The 6,497-nt window shown below is 72.2% G+C and carries 7 protein-coding genes; 3 read left to right on the top strand and 4 right to left on the bottom strand.

The features are described 5' to 3' along the window. From ABGB17_RS18475 to ABGB17_RS18460, 4 genes are all read right to left on the bottom strand, one after another. On the bottom strand, positions 1-360 hold a 360-nt coding region (locus ABGB17_RS18475; protein WP_347631061.1), incomplete at its 3' end, for an AMP-binding protein. Positions 361-400: 40 nt separating this feature from the next. Next, complete coding sequence (locus ABGB17_RS18470; protein WP_347631059.1) at positions 401-895, bottom strand: DUF6461 domain-containing protein; 495 nt, start codon at positions 893-895, stop codon at positions 401-403. A 61-nt stretch (positions 896-956) separates the two neighbouring features. After that, positions 957-1,652 carry a response regulator transcription factor gene (locus ABGB17_RS18465; RefSeq protein ID WP_347631057.1) on the bottom strand — a complete coding sequence of 232 codons (696 nt, stop codon included), beginning with the start codon at positions 1,650-1,652 and terminating at the stop codon, positions 957-959. 105 nt (positions 1,653-1,757) lie between these two features. Next, positions 1,758-2,816, bottom strand: a complete 1,059-nt coding sequence (locus tag ABGB17_RS18460; protein ID WP_347631055.1) for a sensor histidine kinase — start codon at positions 2,814-2,816, stop codon at positions 1,758-1,760. 170 nt (positions 2,817-2,986) lie between these two features. On the opposite strand from ABGB17_RS18460, the gene ABGB17_RS18455 reads away from it, so the two are divergent. The 3 genes from ABGB17_RS18455 to ABGB17_RS18445 are packed head-to-tail and all read left to right on the top strand — an operon-like array spanning position 2,987 to position 6,116. Further along, entirely contained in the window at positions 2,987-3,925 is a 939-nt protein-coding gene (locus ABGB17_RS18455; RefSeq protein ID WP_347631053.1) for an ATP-binding cassette domain-containing protein, read from the top strand. Continuing rightward, a complete protein-coding gene (locus ABGB17_RS18450) occupies positions 3,919-5,331 on the top strand; it encodes a hypothetical protein (RefSeq protein WP_347631051.1) in 1,413 nt (470 codons plus the stop codon). Before ABGB17_RS18455 ends, ABGB17_RS18450 begins: the two co-directional genes overlap by 7 nt. Beyond that, positions 5,328-6,116 (top strand): ABC transporter permease, encoded by a 789-nt coding sequence (locus ABGB17_RS18445; RefSeq protein ID WP_347631049.1) that lies wholly within the window; start codon positions 5,328-5,330, stop codon positions 6,114-6,116. Before ABGB17_RS18450 ends, ABGB17_RS18445 begins: the two co-directional genes overlap by 4 nt. Positions 6,117-6,497 lie beyond the last annotated feature (381 nt).

Below are 6,497 nucleotides of genomic sequence, written 5' to 3'. Positions count from 1 at the left end.
CTCTGGGGCGGTGGGGTGGGGGGTGGGGGTAGGGGACGCGGGGTCTGTCACGATCGCGTCCATGCCCAGGGTGAGGCTGTGGGTGGTTTGGCGGGGGCTCCAGCCGGGGCGGAGGGCGGCTACGCGGCAGCCGAGGGCGTGTGCGGCGAGGTGGGCCGCGTATGCCTCCGGGGACAGGCCGGTGACGAGGGCCACGCCGTTGCCCGGGCCGAGGCCGGCGGCGCGCATTCCGGCGGCGAGGCGTGCGGCGATGCCCAGCAGTTCCTCACCGGTGACCGCGCGCCCCCCTTGCTGGAACACGACCCGGCCCGCGGCCGCACGCAGGGCGGCGAGCACCGGCTCTGGGAAGAGTTCGTCCATGACGGGTCCCTCCTCGGGGGGAGCGCGGACGGTGAGGGCGTCAGTAGTACTCGGGCAGTTCGCCGATCAGGTCGGGTTCGGCGTCGTCGTCGGGCAGGGTGAGGCCGGTGACGAGTTCGGCGAGTTCCGTGGCCTTGTCGAGGTCGCTGTCCGCCTCCATGCCGAGCTGCCGCATCTGGGGGAGGAGCGCGTCGGGGTCGCTCCCGGCGCGGTCGCCGGGCTGGTCGGGCTCGAACTGGGTGACGACGACGCCGTCGGCCGCGTAGACGAACTGCTGGTCCAGGTTGACGTTGAAGAAGACGGTGGCGGCCACGGTGCCCTTGGAGAGCTTGGTGATCACGTCGTCCAGGGTGGTGGCGAAGCCGTTGGGCTCGGCCAGCACCACGCCTCCGTCGACGGCGAAGGCGGCGACGGCGTACTGGTCGAGGCTGTCGTCGTCGGTGACCATGGCGTCCAGCCGGTCGAGGGCTTCCTCGGGGGTGAGGCCGCGGACGTAGGTGACGCACACGGCGGTGTCGTCGAACCAGTAACTCATGTGAGTGCCTTTCTCGGGAAAAACGCGTCGATCATGGCAGGAGCCGCCGGCAAAGGGATCTTCAGCGGGGGCCGGCGCGGTCCTCGGACCGGGGGACGACGAGGCCGGACTCGTAGGCGGCCACCACGGCTTGGACGCGGTCGCGGAGGCCGAGTTTGCGCAGGACGCGGCTGACGTGGGTCTTGACGGTCTCCTCGCTGACGACGAGGCGGGGGGCGATCTCGGCGTTGGTGAGACCTTCGGCCACCAGGCGGAGGACGTCGATCTCGCGGGGGGTGAGCTCGGCCAGCAGGGGGGAGGCGATGCGGGGGCGGAGGCGGGCGAATTCGCTGATCAGGCGGCGGGTGATGCCGGGGGCGAGTAACGCGCCGCCGGAGGCGACGACGCGGACGGCGTCGAAGAGGCGTTCGGCGGTGACGTCCTTCAGGAGGAAGCCGCTGGCGCCGGCCAGCAGGGCGTCGTAGACGTGTTCGTCCAGGTCGAAGGTCGTGAGGATGAGGATGCGCGGCGGTTCGCCGCCGGTGGTGTCGCTCGTGATGAGGCGGGTGGCCTCGATGCCGTCCATGGTGGGCATGCGGACGTCCATCAGCACCACGTCGGGGTGGTGCTCGCGGCACAGGGCGACGGCCTCGGCGCCGTCGGCGGCGGTGCCGACGACGGTGAGGTCCGGCTGGATGCCGAGCAGCGCGGCGAAACCGGCGCGCACCACCTCCTGGTCGTCGGCCACGACCACGCGTACCGACCGTTCCTTGCTCACCGGGCGGCTCCCGCGCCGGAACCGTGGCGGGCCGCCGGTCCGGACGGGCTTGTCGCGGTGCCGTCGCGCCACCGGGTCACGTCCATGTCTTCCCCCGTAGATGGTTCATTCGTGTCCCGCCCGGGTGGCGGGCAGCGCCGCCTCCACCAGGAAGCCGGATCCCGGCGCGGGCCCGGTCCACAGTTTCCCGCCGACCGCCGCGACGCGCTCGCGCATGCCGAGCAGGCCGTACCCACCGCTCTTGGCCTTGCCCACCGGCCCGGGGCCGATGTCGCGCACCCGCACGTACAGCCAGTCGTCGGTGTAGCGCACCTCGACGTCGACGGCGGCCCCCGGCGCGTGCTTGCGCGCGTTGGTCAGCGCCTCCTGCACGATGCGGTACGCGGTGAGCTCCACGCCGGGGTCCAGCAGCACGATCTCGCCGCGCACGATGAGCCGGGTGCTCACCTTGGCGGCCGCGCGGGTCTGGTCGATGAGGTCGAGCAACTGCTGCAGGCCGGGTTGCGGCTGCCGGGTGGGCGGCTCGTCCTCGGTGTCCTCGCGCAGCACGCCGAGCAGCCGCCGCATCTCGGTGAGCGCGGTGCGCGCGGTGTCGCCGATGGCGCGCAGCCGCATCGCGCCCTCCTCGGGCATGCCGGGCGACGTCAGCCGCGCCGCCTCGGCCTGCACCGAGATCATGGAGATGTGGTGCGCCACCACGTCGTGCAGCTCGCGCGCGATGCGGGCCCGTTCGCTGCGTGCCGTCAGCTCCAGCAGCCGGTTCTCCATCTGTTCCCGTTCGGTGTCCCGCTCGGCCGCCTCGGCGCGCCGCCGTTTGGCCCGGCGCCGCACCAGGGGCAGCCACAACGCGAGCAGCGCCACCACGCCGGTCACCGCGGGCCCCCACCGGTACACCAGCGCGGTGAGGAACGTCGCGGTGGTGATGGTGGCCGCGGCCGGCACGACGTACCGGGTGGCGAAGGCGAGCGGCAGGGTGGCGGCGAGGCCGAGCAGCATGGCGATCGGCCGGATCACCACGTCGGTCCGGATGACGGTCTCGATCGTGGAGAGCAGGCCGAGGGCGATGCCGGCCACCAGCGGCCGGTCCGACTCGTCGAGGAGACCGCGGCCGATCAGGTAGAGCCGCCGGGGACCGGCCGCGAGGAGACGGCTGGTCGGCTTCACGCGACCCATTCTGGCCACAGCGGCGACGCCTTGGCATCCCCCGCGCGGAGAACGCCCGGCATCCCCCGCCAGGGGGACACGCCATCCGCCGTTCCCCTGGCACCGGGACGCGGAAGACGGTTCCCCGGCGGGACGACCGCGGCACCCCCGGCTCCGTAACCTTCGGCGGTATGGAGGCAACCATCGAGATCAACGGGCTGCGCAAGCGCTACGGGGGCACCGTGGCCGTGGACGGCCTGTCATTCACCGTGCGGCCGGGGCAGGTCACCGGCTTCGTCGGGCCGAACGGCGCCGGCAAGTCCACCACGATTCGCCTGTTGCTCGGCTTGGACCGCCCCGACGAGGGCACCGCGCTGGTCGGCGGCAAGCGCTACCAGGACCTGCGCACCCCGTTGTGCCAGGTGGGCGCACTGCTGGACGCGTCGGCGCTGCACCCGGGCCGAAGCGCCCGCGACCACCTGCTGTGGCAGGCGCACTCCAACGGCATCCCCGGGCGCCGGGTGGACGAGGTGCTCGAACTGGTCGGGCTGGCGGCGGTCGCCAAGCGCGCGGCCGGCGGCTTCTCGCTCGGCATGCGCCAGCGGCTCGGCATCGCGGGCGCCCTGCTCGGCGACCCGCCTGTCCTGATCTTCGATGAGCCGGTCAACGGCCTGGACCCCGAAGGGGTCATCTGGATCCGCAACCTGCTGCGCCGCCTCGGCGAGCAGGGCAGGGCCGTGCTGGTGTCCAGCCACCTGATGGGTGAGCTGGAGGGCAGCGCCGACCACCTGGTGGTCATCGGCCGGGGGCGGCTGATCGCCGACACCAGCGTGCGGGAGCTGCTCGCCAAGGCGTCCGACGGCCGGGTGACGCTGCGCACCGGTCAGGTCCGCGAGGCCATCACCGTGCTCAACCAGGCGGGCGCGACGGTCGCCGCCACCGACCACGACGAGGTCACCGTCACCGGGCTCCCCGTCGCGAAGATCGTCCCCCTGCTCACCGACGCCGGGGTGTCGTTCTCCGGGGTCGCCGAGCGCCGGCCGACGCTGGAGGAGGCCTACCTGGAGCTCACCCACGGCTCGGTCGAGTTCCAGGCCACCCCCGCCGGGCAGGGGGCGGCGTCGTGGTGACGATGACGCCGTACCGGAGCACGGTGGAGAGTTCCCGTGACGGCTTCCCGCAACTGCTGCTCTCCGAGTGGACCAAGCTGAGGTCGGTGCCCCGCTGGGGCCTGACCATGCTGGCCGCGGCGGCCGCGACCATCCTGGTCGGCATGCTGCTCGCCGCCGGCGCGGGCGCGCAGAGCGCCGGCGGGGACGGCTCGACCGCGGGCATCTCGCCGCAGTTCCGTGACGCCGGCAGCTACGTGCACCGGCCGTTGACCGGCGACGGCAGCCTCGTCGCGCGGGTGGCCACGCAGGAGCGCAACGACCCGTGGGCCAAGGCGGGCCTGATGATGCGGGTCAGCGCCCAGCCCGGCTCGCCGTACGCCGCCCTGATGATCACGCCGGGGCACGGCGTGCGCCTGCAGTCCAACTTCGTCACCGACCTGCCGGGCAGCGACAGCGGCGCGCCCCGCTGGCTGAAGCTCACCCGTACGGGGGACTCGGTCACCGGGTACGAGTCGGCGGACGGCTCGAATTGGTCCAAGGTCGGCACCGTCCAGCTCGAAGGCATGGGCCCGACGGTCGAGACCGGCGTGTTCGTCGCCTCGCCGGACGCGCTGAAGCTGCTGCGGCAGTTCGGCGGCGAGGACATCAGCGAGACCACCAACCTCGGCAAGGCGTCGTTCGACAACGTGAAGGTGGAGCCCGCCCGGCCGCAGCAGCTCGCGCCGTGGAAGAGCAACGGCAACACCCAGGTCGACCCGAACGCCACGACGTTCTCCCTGGTCGGCGCGGGTGACATCGGCTTCTACCAGTTCGCCACCGACAAGACCAAGACGATCCTGTCCGGTGCGATGATCGGCATCATGGCGCTGGTGGCGCTCGGCGTGCTGTTCATCACCACCGAGTACCAGCAGGGCCTGATCTGGACGACGTTCACCGCGAGCCCGCGGCGCGGCCGGGTGCTCGCCGCCCGGGCGATCGTGCTCGGCGGGGCGGCGTTCGTGGTCGGGCTGGTCGCGTCGTTCGCGGTGTTCCTGATCGCCGCACCGATGATCAATCAGGGCAAGGCCGCGCCCGCGTCGTTGTCGGACCCGCAGGTGCTGCGCGGGGTCGTCGGCACCGCCGCGCTGATGGCGGTCGTCGCGGTGTTCAGCCTGGCGGTCGCCGCCATCGTGCGCCGCAGCACGGCCGCGATCACCACGGTGCTGCTGCTCCTGCTCGTCCCGCTGGTGGCGAGCACCGCGCTGCCGCTGACCGTGGCCAAGTGGCTGGAGGCGGTGACGCCGGCGGCCGGCTTCGCGATCCAGCAGACCATCATGCGGTACGACACGGCGATCGGGCCGTGGTCCGGCTTCGCGGTGCTGTGCGCGTACACCGCGGTCGCGCTGGGTGTCGCGATCTGGCGCGTACAGCGGCAGGAAGCATGAGGCACTCCCTGCGCGCCGAGTGGACCAAGGTCCGCACGCTGCGCGGCAACACGTGGCTGGCCGTGGGGATCGCCGTGTGCACGGTGCTGGCGACGGCGGGCGCGACCGCCGCCGTCAGCACCGCGCAGTGCCCGACGGTCACCACGTGCTTCGAGGACACGGCCCGGCTCGCCCTGCGCGGGGTGTGGCTGGGCCAGGCGGTGGTGGTGGTGCTCGCCGTCCTCATGATGAGCAACGAGTACGGCAACGGCATGATCCGCACGACGCTCTCGGCGATCCCGCGCCGGGTCGAGGTGCTGTTCACCAAGGCCGCCGTGATCTCGGGGATCGTGCTGGCGACCGGCGCGGCAGGCGCGGTGGGGTCGCTGCTGATCGGCAACGTGATCATGCCGGCCAACGGCTTCACCCCGGCCAACGGGTACCCGCCCCTGTCGCTGGCGGACGGCCCCACGTTGCGGGCCACCGTGGGCACCGTGCTCTACCTCGCGCTGATCGCCCTGCTCTCGCTCGGCGTGACGACCGTGCTGCGCGACACCGCCGTGAGCATCACGGCCGTGCTGACCCTGCTGTACGTGGTGCCGGTGATCAGCACGTTCGTCACCGACCCGGAGTGGCTGGACCGGCTGCGGAAGATCTCGCCGATGACGGCGGGCCTCGCCATCCAGGCGACGCGGGATCTGGACCGCCTGCCGATCGGCCCGTGGCCGGGCCTCGGGGTGCTCGCCGCCTACGCGGCCGTGGCGATGATCGTGGGCGGTGTTCTTTTCGTGGTGCGGGAGGCGTGAGGCCGGGGGCGGCGGGGCAGGGGGCTCCGCCGTCACCGCCGCGACCAGTGATCTTCACACCTTGTAAGGGGACAATGACAACTTGTAACCGGTAACCGCAAATCCTCTATCCCCCTATTGGGTCCGCCGGAACAACAGAGAGTGAACACCGCAGGTCGGAGGTGGTTGTCAAGGCCCCAGGGTGCATTCCGCTGGTCGTAGAACCCGAATCGGGCTCTGAGCGGGCATCGCACCAGTTGAGCCGGGCAGGGGTGCCCCTACGAGGTTTCGGGCGAACTGTCCTTTTCGTTACGGTGGTCGGTCGAGCGGTCCGCGGCCTGACCCCGGTTTCCACAGGCCGGAGGGGGTGTGGCTGCGGTGTGAGCAGCCTTGAACTGGCTT

The sequence above is a fragment of the Sphaerisporangium sp. B11E5 genome (assembly GCF_039871875.1).
Lineage (GTDB): Bacteria > Actinomycetota > Actinomycetes > Streptosporangiales > Streptosporangiaceae > Sphaerisporangium.
This window is presented reverse-complemented; position numbering and strand designations above follow the sequence as displayed.

Bases quoted from the DNA above. Each gene is read 5' to 3' on its own strand.
- ABGB17_RS18445 (WP_347631049.1), top strand. From the start codon at position 5,328: ATGAGGCACTCCCTGCGCGCCGAGTGGACCAAGGTCCGCACGCTGCGC.
- ABGB17_RS18470 (WP_347631059.1), bottom strand. From the start codon at position 895: ATGAGTTACTGGTTCGACGACACCGCCGTGTGCGTCACCTACGTCCGC.
- ABGB17_RS18455 (WP_347631053.1), top strand. From the start codon at position 2,987: ATGGAGGCAACCATCGAGATCAACGGGCTGCGCAAGCGCTACGGGGGC.